This window comes from Gordonia westfalica, assembly GCF_900105725.1.
GTDB classification, from domain to species: Bacteria; Actinomycetota; Actinomycetes; order Mycobacteriales; family Mycobacteriaceae; genus Gordonia; species Gordonia westfalica.
Genome location: NZ_FNLM01000034.1, coordinates 3,889,052 through 3,903,376, shown reverse-complemented (window position 1 = coordinate 3,903,376; position 14,325 = coordinate 3,889,052). Strand labels below are relative to the sequence as shown.

The window sequence follows — 14,325 nt, the reverse complement described above, 5'->3', positions numbered from 1 at the left end:
GGGCCGGATGCCCGACACGGCTCACCTCTCAGATCAAGGATCACGCAATGGATTTCAGCTTCACCGAGGAACAGCGCGACTTCCGGTCGGCGCTCCGCCAGCTGGTCGACAAGGAGATCATCCCGGTCGCCAACGAATGGGAGCGCGAGGGTCGCTATCCCACGGAGATCGTCTCGCGATTGCGGGACATGGGTTTGTTCGGGATCACCACGCCGGAGGAGTACGGCGGACTCGACCTCGACATGGTGTCCTTCACTCTCGTCTACGAGGAGATCGCCCGCGGCTGGATGGGAATCGCCGGCATCCTGGGCAGTCACAACCTGGCGTGCTGGATGATCGCGCGGCACGGCACCGAGGAGCAGAAGCAGCAGTGGCTGCCCCGGCTGGCGAGCGGTGAATGCCGTACCGGCATCGGACTGACGGAACCGGGAGCGGGCACCGACCTGCAAGGCATCAAGACCACCGCCACCCGCGACGGCGACGACTACGTCATCCGCGGCACCAAGACGTGGATCACCAACGCGCGCCACGCCAATGTGCTTCCCGTCCTGGTCAAGACCGACCCGTCGGCCTCGCCGGCGCACAAGGGCATGAGCATCCTGCTCGTCGACACCACGACTCCCGGCTTCGAGGTCCAGCGCGACCTCGGCAAGCTCGGCTACAAGGGCACCGAATCGTGCGAGATCTTCCTCGACGAGGTGCGGGTGCCGGCGTCGACGCTGCTCGGCGGGGTCGAGGGCCGCGGCATGCAGCAGGCGCTGTCCGGGCTGGAGATCGGCCGCCTCAACATCGCCGGCCGCAGCGTCGGCATCGCGCAGGCGTCGTACGACGCGGCGCTCAACTACTCCCGCGAGCGGACCGCCTTCGGCAAGCCGATCTCGGACTTCCAGGCGATCCAGCTCAAGCTCGCCGACATCGCCACTCAGTTGCAGGCCGCCCGTCTCATGACGTATTGGGCTGCCGCGAAGGCGGATTCGGGTGCACGCGTCGACGGGGAGGCGGGCATGGCCAAGTACTTCGCCTCGGAGACCGCGATCACCGCGAGCCTGGAGGCGATGCGGATCCACGGTGGCTACGGCTACTCGACCGAGTTCAACGTGGAGCGGTACTACCGCGACGCGCCGCTGATGTCGATCGGTGAGGGCACCAACGACATCATGCGGACCGTCATCGCCAAGGCACTCGTCAACGGGACCGTCACCGTCGGATGAGTTCGGCGCTGATCTACCTGTACGTACCGGGCGACCGGCCCGAACGTTTCGGCAAGGCGATCGCCTCCGGTACCGACGCCGTGGTCCTCGACCTCGAGGACGCGGTGCCGCTGGCGGCCAAGGACTCCGCGCGCATCGCGGTGGGCACCTGGCTCGAGCGCCGCGACCGGCCCGGTGTTCCCGCATGGGTGCGGGTGAACCCGGGTGCCGAACTTCTCGACGACCTGACCATGGCGGTCCGGTGCGGTGCCGACGGCATCTGGCTGCCCAAGTGCGATGATCGCGCGACCCTGGAACGCGTGGACCGGATACTCACCGATCTGGAAGCCCAGGAGGGGCGTCCGCCGACACCGGTCTCACCGCTGATCGAAACAGGTGCCGGACTGGTGAATGCACCGGCGATCGCCGCGGGTCCCCGGGTCGAGTTCGTGCAGATCGGTGAGGTCGACCTGGCCGCGGACCTCGGGGTCACGCCGGTCGTCGGCGACGAATTACTCTGGGCACGATCGCAAGTCGTGGCCGCCTCGGCAGCGGCACGGATCCGGCCACCCCTCGCGGCGGCATCGCCCGTGATCGACGACCCCGAGTCGTTCGAGACCGAGACCCGGCGACTCACCGGTCTCGGCTTCTTCGGTCGCGCGTGCATCCACCCGCGCCAGATCGGGCCCGCACGTGCCGGTCTCGCACCGACCGCGTCCGAGGTGGACACCGCGGTCGACGTGCTGGCAGCGTTCGACGCCGCCGGGCATGGAGCGGCGACCGACAGTGCGGGGCGACTAATCGACGAGGCGGTCGCCCGGATCGCGCGAAGGACCCTGGCTCGCCGGGTCTGATCGCCGAGAACGACATTTCTGTGACATGTTGCCGAAAAGGGCCGAGGTCTTCTCAGGAACTGCTCAGGTTGCCTGTTTTGTCCGCTAATGTTTAGCAATGCGCAAAGGCCTGAGCCATTCTCGACGTTCGACGCGTCCGCTGGTTGCGGCACTCGCGGTGACAATCTCGGCGACGTTCGCGGTGGCGGGGGCCGGAGCGTCTGACGCCGCACCCGTGGTGAACCCACAGGCCGGGAAGGTCGTCGCCCATTCGGGGTTCAACGTCAAACGTGACGGTTTCTCCTTCGAGAACTGGGGAGCCAACGACGCCCTGCACCGACGCGGCCTCACCATCGAGGGCATGCGCGCGGTCTTCGGCGACGAGGTGTGCGCCCGCATCGTGCTCGGCATCTGCTCGCCCACCACAGTCGCCGAGCTCGTCCAGGAAGAGTTCAACGAGTCGATGACCGGTGGCCACTGCTATGGCATGGCGGCGCTGGCGGGTCTGTACAACACGAAGCGGCTGAGCCAGTTCCCGTTGGCGCTGCCCGGACAGAGCGTCTACAGCATGCCCGCGTCGGGGCCGCTCGACGAGTTGATCGCCCGGATGTTCATCACCCAGGGTTTCCCTCCCACGGATCTCGCGGCCTCCGAGGTCTCGGTGCCGCAGGCCCTGTCGAAGCTCCGTACCGCATGGTCGCGCAACGACAACTACATTCTCGCCATCTACACCGACGACGAGAAGTCGGCCGGGCATGCGATCAATCCGATCGCCCTCCGCGACCTCGGTGACGGCAAGCGCGGGATCGTGGTCTACGACAACAACTTCCCGGGCACCGAGAAGATGGTGGTCGTCGACCCCGCCGCGGACACCTGGTACTACTCGACCGCGACCAACCCATCCGAGCCGACGATGCTGTTCCAGGGCTCGCAGAAGAACAAGATGATGCTGGTCCCGCTGTCCAAGGTCCTGGCGCGTCATCAGGATCCGGACCTGCGCACCGACGACACCGTCGTCGTGGTGTCCGACACCAACGGTTCGGCCAGGGGTGCCGGGGACGTCGACTGGGACGCCCGTGTCACCGACCTGTCCGGGAATCCGATTCCCGGTGTGGAGCAGCAGATCCTGTTCAACAACGACAACACGGCCCGATTCACCGTGCCGGCGGGCAAGAAGTTCAGGATCGTCGTCGACGGCGTCGATGCGGGACGTACCGCGGACATCACGGCCACCGCGCTGAGCGCCGGTGGCGCAGTGGCGGTCGGGGACCTCGAGGTGCCCGCGGGCGCGACGTCGGCGCTCGACATCGATCCCGTCCGCCACGCGATCCGGGTGACCTCATCGGCACCGACGACCGCCGAGTTCGAGGTCGCGACCGAGGATTCGCTGCGTTCGGTCTCGACCGAGACCTCACAGCTCGCGATCGGTCCGGGATCGTCGGTCTCGGTGGGTGCCACCTCACCCGTCGGCGTGACCGTGCAGACCGAAGGTCGTGCGCAGAAGTTCCGGGTCGCGGTCGAACGCAGCGACACCATCGCCGACCGAAGCGCGGTCACTCAGACTCCGGTGACCCTCCGCCCGGGCGCGAAGCTCGATGTGCCGGTGAATCTCTGGACGGGGTGGACCCCGCTGACCGCGACGGTGCGTGCCGGTGGGTCCACCACGGCGGTGCCCCTGACGGTCAGGTGATCGCGCCGTCAGGTGCGTCCGTCGCGGGGGTGTCCTAGCGGTGCGCGTCGACGGCCACCGGGGCCATCGAACGCCACTCCTTCAGAACCGCGGGGTCCTGCAATTCCATCCACGCGATGACGTCTTGATGGGTGGCGCAGATGACGTCCGGCTTGGTGCACGCGCGACGCATGAAGGCGGCGGTCGCCGGGTTGAAGGCGTTGGCGTTCCAGGTGTTCAGGTGGTTGGCGATCACGAGCGGCGCGCGGTTGCCCGCGTAGGCGCGACGCAGCATGTAGTCGTAGGTACTCGTCACGACTTTGGCGATGCGCGCCCGGTCGGCGGGCCGGTCGGTCGCCTTGTTGACGCTGTACCAGAAGTTGTAGTCGAGCGCTGTCTGGCGTTGCTTCAGGGCGGGCGACCAGACGTAGGGGATCGGGAACTCCCAGATGCCGTTGATCTTCGTCGGCCAGTAGACGCCGGGACGCGATGCCGGCATCGACGAATCCCACATCAAGTCGAAAGCGCGCAACGCGGGGAACAGTGCCTTCATCGATCCCTCGAGGCATTGTGTCCGGGTGCCCTTCACGGCTTCGGGTCCGAATGCGAGGTCGGGGCCGGTGCGGATCCCGTTGAGTTCCCGCCACTGCGTCATGAGCCGGAAGAACTGCGCCAACTCGTGACGCCACTGGGCGCTGGTCCACGACTTGCCAGGATTCTTTGTGCCCGCGCAGAAATGGCCGACGAAATGGGTCCCCATCTCGTGACCGTCGTACCAGGTCCGGTTGAGGTACCTGATCTCCTCGATCACGTCCTTCTTCGATCCGCCGAAAGCGATCGCCGCCTCACCGGGTTTGTATCCCGGACCGCGGTACTGTCGCTTCTTGGCGTCGGTGAGGAAGTAGAGCCCCGTCATGAGCGCGGTGAATCTCGCGTCGGATTCGGCGGCGGTGCGCAGGAAGAGATCCCAGTTCTTCGACACCCCCACGCCGTCGAAGGAGAACAGGATGAACTGCGGGGGCTTCTCACCCGGTGCCAACCGCTTCATCGGGACATTCGACGCCAATCGGGTCGGCGGTGGCGGCGGAGCCGGCGACGACGCTGTGCTGATGCTCGGTATCGGTTCGGGAACAGCCGAATTCGCCGACGTCGCGCATCCGGCGATGAATACGGAAAGGACGGACGCGAAGATCGGCGCCGTGACCGCTCGCTTTCCGCGCATGATCCCCAATCGATTACCCCTGCATTACTTTCGCTTTACCTTATGCGGCAGGATGCGTGATGGCCTTGTGGCCGGAAAGGCGGGCACAGAATTGTTGCCTTCATTGACCTCGAGCGATTCCCGGCGGTCCCGCTGGTCGCCTGTCCCACTACGGTTTCTGGGTCTGGCGCTCGTTGCCGGTCTGGGACTGACGGCGTGCAGCGCCGACGATCCGACGGCGTCGGGCCCGGTCGAGACCGGGACGACGACCACCACCGAAGAGGTCGAGTACCTCGACGAGGTCACCGTTCATCGGTTCGAGTACCCGACGCCCGGCGAGGCCGACAGCGACCAGAACTGGGCCGAGTTGTACCTCCCCGCAGGGGAACAGAAGATCGACTCGATCCCGCTCGTCGTCCTGATCCACGGCGGCGCCTGGCAGAGTGCGTTGGGCGCGGACATCTTCGAGCCGCTCGCACGCGATCTCGCCGATCGTGGCATGGCCGTCTACAACGTCGAGTACCGCCGCGTCGGCTCGGGTGGCGGGTGGCCGACGACCTTCCGCGATGTCGCGAGTGCGCTCGACCACGTCTCGGTGGTGGACAAGCAGTTCCCGCAGATCACCACCGATGACGAACTCGTCGTCGGACACAGTGCCGGTGCGCAGCTCGCCGTGTGGGGCGGGACCCGGCACAAGCTCGAGGACGACGAGGTGGGTGCGCGGCCGGTGTTCCGGCCCACCCGCGTGGTGTCACTCGCCGGTCCTCTCGACATGGTCTACGCCGCAACGCATGGCGACGATCGGATCGTGACCGCCCTCGGTGGCACACCGCGTCAGGTGCCGCAGCGATACACGATGGTCGACCCCATCCAGAACATCGATCCGTCGACGCCGGTGGTCGCCGTGCACAACACCGGCGACCGCATGGTCTCGTCGGTCAACTCGAGCCGCTACGTCGACGCCGTCGTGAAGCAGGGCGGCGAGGCCACGGCGGTGCTGATCCCGGGCGGCAACCACGGCTCGGTCGTGACCTCGACCGCGCCCGAGTACCCGAAGGTTCTCGACATCATCACCGGCGCCTCGGCGGCAGATCTGGACGACGTCGACGAGGTGAAGGGCTGACCCCTCGGGGCTATCGCTCACCCGTTCCGTTCCCGCTCACGAAGAACGGGTGAGCGGGAACGGAAATCGTGAGCGGGGCGGAGAGTCCTGCCCTCGGCGAGGGTCAGCCGCCGGAGATGATCCGCACGTCTGGTAGGTCTGTATCCAGACTCACCGATCGAAGGAGATCCCATGGACGTCGCGGGCAAGGTAGCAATCGTCACCGGCGGTGGGGGTGGGATCGGTGGTGCGCTCGCGCACGCGCTGGTCGAGGCGGGCGCGAAGGTCGTGGTCACCGACCTCGACGCGGCATCGGCGGAGAGCGTTGCCGAAGCCCTCGGCGAGTCCGCGGTCGCGATTGCCGGTGACGCCTCGAGCGACGATCACATCGATGCGGCGGTCCGCCTGGCCGAGTCCACCTTCGGGCCCGTCGACCTGTACTTCGCGAACGCGGGCATCGGCCGCGGTGGTGGCCTCGACACCGATGAGGCGATGTGGGATCTGGTGCTCGACGTCAACCTGCGCAGTCACATCCGCGCCGCGCGGCGTCTCGTTCCGGAGTGGGTCGAGCGCGGCAGCGGATACTTCGTCAGCACGGCGTCGGCCGCCGGCCTGCTCACCCAGATCGGCAATGCGCCGTACTCGGTCACCAAGCACGCTGCCGTCGGCTTCGCCGAGTGGCTCAACATCACCCACGGCGACGACGGTGTGCGCGTCAGTTGCCTGTGCCCGATGGGCGTCGACACCAAGCTGCTGCGCCCCGAGGACGACTCGGCCACACCGGACCAGAAGCTGATGCAGAGGGCCGTCGAGACCGCCGGCGAGGTGTTGACCCCGGGCGCGGTCGCCGCGATCGTGCTGGAAGCGGTTGCCGACGAACGATTCCTGATCCTCCCGCACGCCGAGGTGCTGGACATGTACCGCCAGAAGGGCGCCGACTACGACCGCTGGCTGCGCGGTATGCGCCGCTACCAGCGATCCCTGGCCTGACCTGCAGGCCGCTACTCGAAGTACCGACGCGGAACGTTGACGAGCATCGTCGTGATATCCGCGTCGCTGACGCCGCGTTCGCGCAGCGCGGGCAGGACGTCATCGCTGATGTGGCGATAGTTCCACTTGGGCAGCGCCTGCTTCTTCGCCTCGTGATCGAACCAGTCGATGAAGCACGACGCGTCGTGGGCGAGGGCCATGCGGTCGGCGTAGCCGCGCTTGCACAGTTCGGCGACCGTGTTCACCCGGTCGTCGAACGGCAGCAGCAGATCGAGACCGAATCGGTCCATGCCCAGGATGGAGCCGGCATCGGCGATCTTCATCAGGTAGTCGAGGTCGACGCTGTCGCCGGAGTGGCCGATGACCACCTTCGTGAGATCGGCACCCTCCTCGGCCAGCACCTTCTGCGCCACCAGACCCGACTGGGTGTGCGGGTTGGTGTGCACGGTGATGGGTGCGCCGGTCTGCGCGCTGGTCTGGCCGACGGCTCGCATCACCCGTTCGACGCCGGGCGTCAGTCCCTGCTCCTCGATGGCGCACTTGAGGAATGCGGCGCGTACACCGGTGTCGGCGATGCCCTCCGTCAGGTCCTTGGTGAACAGATCCACCAGCGGTTCGGGCACGTCGAAGAGCAGACCGGGACCCGCGTAGTGGAACTGGAACGGGATGTCGTTGTAGGTGTAGAGCCCCGTCGCGACGACGATGTTGAGGTCGATCTGCTCGGCGATCCGCTGGATGCGCGGGATGTACCGGCCGAGCCCGAGGACCGTGGGATCGAGGATGGTGTCGATCCCCAGTTCCTTCAGTTCGGCGAGGTCGTGGACGGCCTCGGCGACTTTCGCGTCCTCGTCCCAGTCGTCCTGGTAGTTCTGCCGGAACTCCTCGCCGACGATGAAAACATGTTCGTGCACAAGCACTTTGCCGAGGTCGGCCGAATCGACCGGGCCTGCTGCGGTGTGAACGGTGGCCATCGAGAACCTCCTGGAGGGGCGCCTCGTTGCGCACCCGTTGGGCCGAACCCTAATCGAGGCGGCTTCGGCCTGTACGTCGTTTCGCCGGGCATCGGCACATGCCGCCGATGAGTTCCGGACGGGCGACTGGTCTGACATCGTGACCACAACGCACACTCGCGAGCACAGGAGCATTCCGATGGGAAAGATCCACGTCCACGAATTCGTCACCCTCGACGGCAGTTACGAGAACCCCGCCTTCACGATGCCCTACGGGTTCCCCGACCGGATGGCCGAGGTGCTGGGGGTGGCATCACCGATGCGTGTGACGGAATTCTGCTGGGCCGCAACACGTTCGAGATGTTCGGACCGGCCTGGTCGACCCGCACGGTCGACGACGACCCGGGTGCGCCCTTCTTCAACGACACCACCAAGTACGTCGTCTCCGCCACGCTCGACGAGGCGAAGGGCTGGCAGAACTCCGAGGTCATCGGCGGTTACGACGCCGAGAGGATCCGGGAGCTCAAGAACTCCCACGACCTGTACGTCAGCGGTAGCGGTACGCTGGTGCGAGCGCTCCTGCGGGACAAGCTGATCGACGAACTGCACCTTCTCGTCTATCCGGTGGTCCTCGGCAGCGGCGCACGTCTGTTCGACGGCCTGGCCGAGCTGCCGCTCACGCTGGTGGAGACGGAGTCCTTCGACAACGGCGTGGTGCACCTGTCGTACGGGTCCACCGACTGAGGGTCAGGTCAGCTCCATCGCGCTGAGGAGCAACTGCGCCACCTCCGCGTAGGCGCGGTGCTCCGCCTCGCAGAACGCGATCTCGTCGTCACCGAGCTCGGCCTTGCGCGCCGAGGCGAGGTTGTCCATCCACTCGCGCATCTCGGCGGCGCAGATGTCGAAGAACTCGTGAACGCGCTCGGGATCGCGCCGGCAGGCGAGGAGGACGGTGGTCGGCGACAGCTTGTTGCCGGGCTTCTGGTTGACGCGCAGCAGTGCCAGCAACGCGCCGGGGAGTCGTTCGCCGCGACACCGGTGCGTGGACTTCTTGTCACCTTCGATCCGGGCGATCATCTCGGCACGGGCGGTGCCGGCGAACTCGTCCCAGCGGCGGAGAGCGGCGTCGAGGTTGGCGGGGCTGAACACCGCCACGTCGAGGCGCCGCTGCGCGTAGACCAGGCCGTTGCGGACGACCACCGCGATCTCGGGCCAGCGCGGAGAGAACTCGGAGACGAGCATCCCCAGGACCGACGGCGGTGGCACCGCCGAGCTCAGGATCGTCACGATCTCCAGCGCACGCGCATCCCGTGTGGGACGGAGAAGCGACGTGCCCGACGACCGCAGGAAGATGGCCTTGCGGGGGCTGATCACCACCGGCCGGCCCGCCGCCGACATCGCGGCGCGGACCAGTTCGACGAGATGATCCTTGGACTGCGGCACGACCCCGTTCTCGGCCGGTGCGTCGAGCGGACGGGCCAGCGAGGCGAAGCGGATGGTGTCGGCGTTGGTGGTCTCCGGATCGAGCGCATGCGACCCGAACTCGCGACCGTGCCGGTCGGTGGCGGGGGCGTCGTCGGTGGGCTCGACGTCGGCCGTTCCCGAGGTCAGGTGGTGCCGGGCGTACGACGGGTCGCTGATGCTGACGAACGACGGGTGGATGACTCCCCACACCTCGCGGAGGGCGCGTACCGCGGCGCGGGCCAGCTCGCCGAAATGGTGTTCGTCGACCTCGTAACAGAACGCACTACGACCCTCCAGACGACACCAACCCCGGTCGACGATGTAGGTGGCCTGCTGCATCCAGCGGTCCTTGTCGGTCCAGGTCAGGTCACCCGCGGAGATGGTGCAGCGCAACCGGTCCGCGTCGGCGACGGCGAACGTCATCCGCCGGCGCCAGCCACCGGCCGCCGCCTCGACGACCGTCAGCGACTGCCCTGGCGCCAGCTCGGGCACGCGGCCCGCGAGGGTGTCGGCGAAGTCCCGCCATGCCGCCTCGACGACGGCATCGAAATCGGGGGACATTCGCACTCCTTGGGGATCGATCGTCGTGCCGGGCAACCGCCGGGAAACCTGCGGAACCCGAATATTACGACGCCTACCTGACACCCGGGTGAGTTCTACGGGGTGAGATCCACCGGGGACGACGAGGACCTCGTCGTTCCACCTCTTGTCGTTCCACCTCTTGTCGATTCGCCGTAGGTCGAATACCACGGAAGTCGATGGTCGATGTAGTCCGCACAGGTCAGCGGCGAGTGTCGGGGGGTGCGGCCGGTCAGCGATTCCCAGGTCAGCGAGTTGACTATCCGGACGGCGGCGGACCCGATGAGGGTCGGATGCCACGTGTCGGCGGATTCGAGCGGACCGATCATCCGGGGGACCGCGGTTCGCGGCTGGGCGCGCGCACGCTCGGCCCGGGAGATGTCGCAGAGGATACAGGTGCCGGCGGTCGACGTGTGACGCCGGCGTCGCGCCCAGGCGTCGGCTCGCATCGGTATCACCGTCAGTTGCACGAGCGTTCCGCGCGGATCGGGCCCCTGGCGCGAGTGGGTCGACGGAGCGACGAACTGCCGGTGATCGCCCGCGCCCGTCCGGTACGACGCCAGGGTCTGCTGCGTGGGCACCTCGATGTAGTCGTCCGACTCGAAGTCGGGCGTTCCGGTGAACTTCTCCCCACTGATCGCGTTGACCCCGTCCACGCCGATCATCACCAGGAACGGGTGCTGATGGGGCGACGAGAAATCGATCCACGTGGCCTCCGACTGCCACATCGGGATGACGGCGTCGGCGTCACCGGTCGGGGAACCCTGCGCGAGCCGCAGGGTGGTGTCGGCGGTGAGTCCGGCCCGGTTGGCGAGATCGGTGGCGCGCAGTGTCCGCGGAAACGCGACGTGCAGGCGGGCGTCGGGTCCCGATTCGGGGAAGGCGAACGTCAGCGTGCTGCGTTCGGTGGTGAGGGTCATGCGATGCTCCGATGGATGCCGGGCGGGGTCGCCCGCGGGAGACCCTCTTCCGATATAGCGCACGCACCACCGATGCGCTCGTGTACCGAACCGAAATCCTTCGGGTGGACTACCGGAAACGGCGGGCGGGGAGCAGGGGCCCGATCGGGGCTACTTGGCTGACGGGCGACGATCGGCCACGTCGTCGTCGGACAGTACGACCACCCGGAGCGCGGCCCGGAGATTGTGCGTCGTCGCGCGCCACGCGTCGGCCTCATGGCGGCAGGCGTCGGCTTCGGCGGTATCGGCGGCCGCGGTCGCGTCGACCGCCGAACGCTTCCACGTGAGGTACTGCTCCTCGCAGGTGTGGATGAACGAGAGGATGTCGGCCTGGTTGTACCGGCAGATCTTGGCGACCTCGCGGGCGCTCAGCGACCGGCCGTCCGGATCGAGTTCCAGCAGGGTCTGCAGTGCATCCGGGAGGCGTTCCTCGGTCTCGGCGCGAGCCGGTGCCGCGGTCTGCGTGATCTGCTCGATGACGTTGGGGGCGCAGTCGGCGAGGAAGCTGAACCATTCGGCGAGCGCCGAGCTCAGGTTGTGGGGATGGAAGACCGCACATTCGACGGTCAGGGTCGCGAACACCTCGTCCTGCAGCAGGTGCACGCGGACCGCCGAACCCATCGTCGGCTGGGCAGCCACGATGTCGGCGGCGCGTCGACGGTCGGGGATGTCGCCGGCCAGGCGGGCGAAGAACTCGAAGCGGGGCGCGTCGGAACGCGGGCTCAGCCACGACGACACGGGCTTGGTCGGGAGCGCGATGTCGCCGTCGGCATCGGTCTGGATCCGGCAGCCGGTCAGGTCCTCGAGGGAGCCGACTAGAAGTGCACGCAGATGATCGCCGTCGAACGGCTGGACCGCGACCTCGATCTGCGGTTCGGCGCGAGCCGCGGGCGAGTGGTCGAGGAACGCCGGGTGCACGACCTCCCAGATCTGACGCAGCGTCGCCACCGTGGTGTGGGCGAGTTCGTCGACGCGGCGGCGACCCACCTCGTAGATGTGGGTGCCGTTGCGCAGCCGGCGCCAGCCGAGGGCGTCGAGCATCTCGAGATGCTCGAGGAAGTACTCCTCGGTAGGGTGCAGATCGGTGTCCTCGATCGTGCAGCGCAGACGGTTCGAACCGGTGAGGGTGAATCGCAGTCTGCCGTGAGGACCTTCGGGGATCAAGGGGTCCTGCTGAATGGTGAGTGTCGAACCGGGGGTGAGGTTGGCCAAGCGGTCGCCGACGTGAAGCTGGAATGTGCGCCAGGCGTCATCGATGTTCGAGTCCACGGTGAAGTCGGGTGTCATGTCGACTTCCTTTCTCGTGCGCTGCGATCGTGAGCACTCGGTGCGGCGGGGTGTGGAACGTGCGTCGGGTCGCGGCGGTGTCGGTGGGGGACGAGCGGCCCGGATGTGCCGGCTCGGACGCGGACCGACCGCGAACCTCTTCGGGATCAGGTTAGGTGACCGGGGTGACAATGTTGGTCGGTTGATCAGACCTCTTACGGAACGCTTGCTCGAACCGTACCCCGCCCTGGGTGAACCGGCTGACTCAGCAGACCGTTTTCCCCGTGCCGACAGCATCATGGCAGGTCAGAGGCATGTCAAACTCATGCGGCCGGGGATGAGTACGGCACCTCCGCAGGCGACTGGGAAGGCTGGGCGGGTTCTTCCGGCGGCGGGACGTATTCGCTCGTGGTCGGCTCGGTGGTCGTCGGGGTCTCCGTGTGGGTTTCCTCCGGCGGCGGCGCCTCTTCGGTCGACGTCTCCGCAGGCGGGGCCGACCCCGGGATCTCGGGCTGGGCGACGGTCCAGGATGCGGACCGGACCGCGACGGCCCGGGTCGACAGGGCCAGGGTCCAGACCCCCGTCGCGTCGGTCGCGCCGACGACGCCCGCACGCTGCAGGGCCGCCGAACTCACCGAGCGCGGTACACCGTCGGTGCACGTGAGTGTGATGGAGCCGGAGAGTGCGCCCGGAGGGACGGAGCAGCTGACCGACAGACCGGCGTCGTCGAAGACGAAGCTGCCGATCATGTCACCGGCACCGCTGAACGAGGTCGGGACGGACGCCGCCGACGGTGCACTCCGGGCGGCGGGATTCTCGGCATCGGGCGCGGTGGACGGCGAACCCGATGCCGGCACCTCCGCCGAACCCGGTACGCCGGACGGCTGCTCGGACGGCTCCTCGGATGACGAGTCGGAGGCGGGTGCGCCGACCGGCAGCCCGTTGTCCTCGGCAGCACGTTCCTCGACGGCGGGCGCGGCCGCGGGGTTGCCGGCCTCGATCAGTCCGTTGCGTTCGGCGTCGTCATCGGTGCCCGCCTCGAAGGGCGTGTTCAGGGCGGCGGGCGTGGGCAACGGTTCGGAGAGCGGTGGGAATCCCGACAGGTCGAGCAGACCGCCCAACGGTTGCGACAGGATCTCGCCGCTGAGGAAGTTCAGCAGCTGCAGGACCGACGACCCGGGTGTGGTCGCGACCGGCGTGGGGGCGCCCGGGACGATCATCGTCGTCCGGTTGACCGCGGTGACGTTCTGGTTGTTGTAGGCGATGCGGGTGACCTCGCGGCTGTGATAGTCGGGCCACGGCTGACCTTCGAGCCGGTAGCCGCCGAGGGGAGCGGAGGCCGGCGGCGCGAGGGGATTTCCGCAGGAGCACATCGCGCGCGGAACTCCCGCGGCGTCGACGTAGACCGATGTGCCGCGCTGCAGGACCGACTGGAACGGTTCGGCCCGGCCCGTCGTGTACGTGTGGTTGGTGACCCAGGTGTCGGCGGTCAGGACCACCGGGGTGAGGGTGTTGAGGTAGTGCGGGATGGCGGCGGTGCCGATCCCGAACACGCCGGCCCAGGCAGCGGCCTTCGCCGGGTCGGCCATGAGGCGGTTGCTGAGTGCCGCCGTGTCGCAGGCAGAGGTGTCACCGGTCGCGTAGAGGCCCGGTTCGGTGCCGTTGACCGCGCGGCCACCCATGTCGGGGGCGCCGGCACTGGCCGTCAGCGCGACGTTCTCGGGCAGGTTCCCCGCCCCGGCGACGAGAACCGGATCGGTGAACGGGTCGATGCCGGGATCGTTGACGGCGGCGAGCGTGAGACCGGGAACGTAGATGTCGCCCTTACGCGCCTTCACGACGAAGACGATCCCCGCGGCGAGCACGAGGGCCAGGACGACGACGATCGCGCCGAGTACGAGGGTGAGGGTCCGCCGGTTCTGGGGCTGGGGAGGGATCGCACCGAACGGCGTCGAGGGATAGGTCGGGGGACCGGGCGGATAGGTCATCGGGCGAACTCCTCTTGCCGACGCGCCGGTGACACCGGACGCGGTCGTGGCGGGCGGGCCGCTCGCCGAGTTCGAGTATCGGGCGACGATCAGACGCGGGGCAAGGCCTGACCTGCGAAGATCGGACATCTGCC

Annotated in this window: 12 protein-coding genes and 1 pseudogene; 6 read left to right on the top strand and 7 right to left on the bottom strand. The window is 67.7% G+C overall.

Annotated elements, in window-relative coordinates:
- The first annotated feature begins 47 nt into the window (after positions 1-47).
- The 3 genes from BLU62_RS23355 to BLU62_RS23345 all read left to right on the top strand — a co-directional run bounded on the left by BLU62_RS23355 (position 48) and on the right by BLU62_RS23345 (position 3,713).
- Positions 48-1,211 carry an acyl-CoA dehydrogenase family protein gene (locus BLU62_RS23355; RefSeq protein ID WP_074852275.1) on the top strand — a complete coding sequence of 388 codons (1,164 nt, stop codon included), beginning with the start codon at positions 48-50 and terminating at the stop codon, positions 1,209-1,211.
- The gene (locus BLU62_RS23350; protein ID WP_074852274.1) at positions 1,208-2,044 is read left to right on the top strand and encodes an HpcH/HpaI aldolase/citrate lyase family protein; all 837 of its coding nucleotides are present in this window, start codon (positions 1,208-1,210) and stop codon (positions 2,042-2,044) included. The genes BLU62_RS23355 and BLU62_RS23350 overlap by 4 nt, the downstream gene beginning before the upstream one ends.
- A gap of 97 nt (positions 2,045-2,141) precedes the next feature.
- Positions 2,142-3,713 carry a hypothetical protein gene (locus tag BLU62_RS23345; protein ID WP_074852273.1) on the top strand — a complete coding sequence of 524 codons (1,572 nt, stop codon included), beginning with the start codon at positions 2,142-2,144 and terminating at the stop codon, positions 3,711-3,713.
- A 34-nt stretch (positions 3,714-3,747) separates the two neighbouring features.
- Here the strand turns inward: BLU62_RS23345 and BLU62_RS23340 are convergent, their stop codons facing one another.
- Positions 3,748-4,740 carry a polysaccharide deacetylase family protein gene (locus BLU62_RS23340; protein ID WP_425284582.1) on the bottom strand — a complete coding sequence of 331 codons (993 nt, stop codon included), beginning with the start codon at positions 4,738-4,740 and terminating at the stop codon, positions 3,748-3,750.
- Positions 4,718-4,849, bottom strand: a complete 132-nt coding sequence (locus BLU62_RS34965) for a hypothetical protein (protein ID WP_425284581.1) — start codon at positions 4,847-4,849, stop codon at positions 4,718-4,720. The genes BLU62_RS23340 and BLU62_RS34965 overlap by 23 nt, the downstream gene beginning before the upstream one ends.
- Before the next feature lie 252 nt (positions 4,850-5,101).
- Here BLU62_RS34965 and BLU62_RS23335 point away from each other — a divergent pair, with 252 nt between their 5' ends.
- Together BLU62_RS23335 and BLU62_RS23330 are read left to right on the top strand one after the other, a co-directional pair.
- Positions 5,102-6,016 carry an alpha/beta hydrolase family protein gene (locus tag BLU62_RS23335; protein ID WP_074853199.1) on the top strand — a complete coding sequence of 305 codons (915 nt, stop codon included), beginning with the start codon at positions 5,102-5,104 and terminating at the stop codon, positions 6,014-6,016.
- Positions 6,017-6,187: 171 nt separating this feature from the next.
- On the top strand, positions 6,188-6,985 hold the full coding sequence (locus tag BLU62_RS23330; protein ID WP_074852271.1) for an SDR family oxidoreductase: 798 nt from the start codon (positions 6,188-6,190) through the stop codon (positions 6,983-6,985).
- Between the two features lie 11 nt (positions 6,986-6,996).
- Here the strand turns inward: BLU62_RS23330 and BLU62_RS23325 are convergent, their stop codons facing one another.
- Positions 6,997-7,956, bottom strand: a complete 960-nt coding sequence (locus BLU62_RS23325; RefSeq protein ID WP_074852270.1) for a phosphotriesterase family protein — start codon at positions 7,954-7,956, stop codon at positions 6,997-6,999.
- 178 nt (positions 7,957-8,134) lie between these two features.
- On the opposite strand from BLU62_RS23325, the pseudogene BLU62_RS23320 reads away from it, so the two are divergent.
- Positions 8,135-8,679 (top strand): annotated as a pseudogene (locus BLU62_RS23320) (dihydrofolate reductase family protein).
- Positions 8,680-8,682: 3 nt separating this feature from the next.
- On the opposite strand, the gene BLU62_RS23315 reads toward BLU62_RS23320, so the two are convergent.
- The 4 genes from BLU62_RS23315 to BLU62_RS23300 all read right to left on the bottom strand — a co-directional run bounded on the left by BLU62_RS23315 (position 8,683) and on the right by BLU62_RS23300 (position 14,191).
- Entirely contained in the window at positions 8,683-9,960 is a 1,278-nt protein-coding gene (locus BLU62_RS23315; protein WP_074852269.1) for a TY-Chap domain-containing protein, read from the bottom strand.
- Between the two features lie 95 nt (positions 9,961-10,055).
- The gene (locus tag BLU62_RS23310; RefSeq protein ID WP_244278293.1) at positions 10,056-10,898 is read right to left on the bottom strand and encodes a hypothetical protein; all 843 of its coding nucleotides are present in this window, start codon (positions 10,896-10,898) and stop codon (positions 10,056-10,058) included.
- A gap of 150 nt (positions 10,899-11,048) precedes the next feature.
- A complete protein-coding gene (locus BLU62_RS23305) occupies positions 11,049-12,224 on the bottom strand; it encodes a TY-Chap domain-containing protein (protein ID WP_074852268.1) in 1,176 nt (391 codons plus the stop codon).
- A gap of 302 nt (positions 12,225-12,526) precedes the next feature.
- Complete coding sequence (locus tag BLU62_RS23300) at positions 12,527-14,191, bottom strand: DUF6777 domain-containing protein (protein WP_074853197.1); 1,665 nt, start codon at positions 14,189-14,191, stop codon at positions 12,527-12,529.
- Positions 14,192-14,325 lie beyond the last annotated feature (134 nt).

Bases quoted from the DNA above. Each gene is read 5' to 3' on its own strand.
- BLU62_RS23300 (WP_074853197.1), bottom strand. From the start codon at position 14,191: ATGACCTATCCGCCCGGTCCCCCGACCTATCCCTCGACGCCGTTCGGT.
- BLU62_RS23355 (WP_074852275.1), top strand. From the start codon at position 48: ATGGATTTCAGCTTCACCGAGGAACAGCGCGACTTCCGGTCGGCGCTC.
- BLU62_RS23330 (WP_074852271.1), top strand. From the start codon at position 6,188: ATGGACGTCGCGGGCAAGGTAGCAATCGTCACCGGCGGTGGGGGTGGG.
- BLU62_RS23310 (WP_244278293.1), bottom strand. From the start codon at position 10,898: ATGACCCTCACCACCGAACGCAGCACGCTGACGTTCGCCTTCCCCGAA.
- BLU62_RS23340 (WP_425284582.1), bottom strand. From the start codon at position 4,740: ATGAAGCGGTTGGCACCGGGTGAGAAGCCCCCGCAGTTCATCCTGTTC.
- BLU62_RS23315 (WP_074852269.1), bottom strand. From the start codon at position 9,960: ATGTCCCCCGATTTCGATGCCGTCGTCGAGGCGGCATGGCGGGACTTC.
- BLU62_RS23345 (WP_074852273.1), top strand. From the start codon at position 2,142: ATGCGCAAAGGCCTGAGCCATTCTCGACGTTCGACGCGTCCGCTGGTT.
- BLU62_RS23325 (WP_074852270.1), bottom strand. From the start codon at position 7,956: ATGGCCACCGTTCACACCGCAGCAGGCCCGGTCGATTCGGCCGACCTC.
- BLU62_RS23350 (WP_074852274.1), top strand. From the start codon at position 1,208: ATGAGTTCGGCGCTGATCTACCTGTACGTACCGGGCGACCGGCCCGAA.
- BLU62_RS23305 (WP_074852268.1), bottom strand. From the start codon at position 12,224: ATGACACCCGACTTCACCGTGGACTCGAACATCGATGACGCCTGGCGC.
- BLU62_RS34965 (WP_425284581.1), bottom strand. From the start codon at position 4,849: ATGCGCGACGTCGGCGAATTCGGCTGTTCCCGAACCGATACCGAGCAT.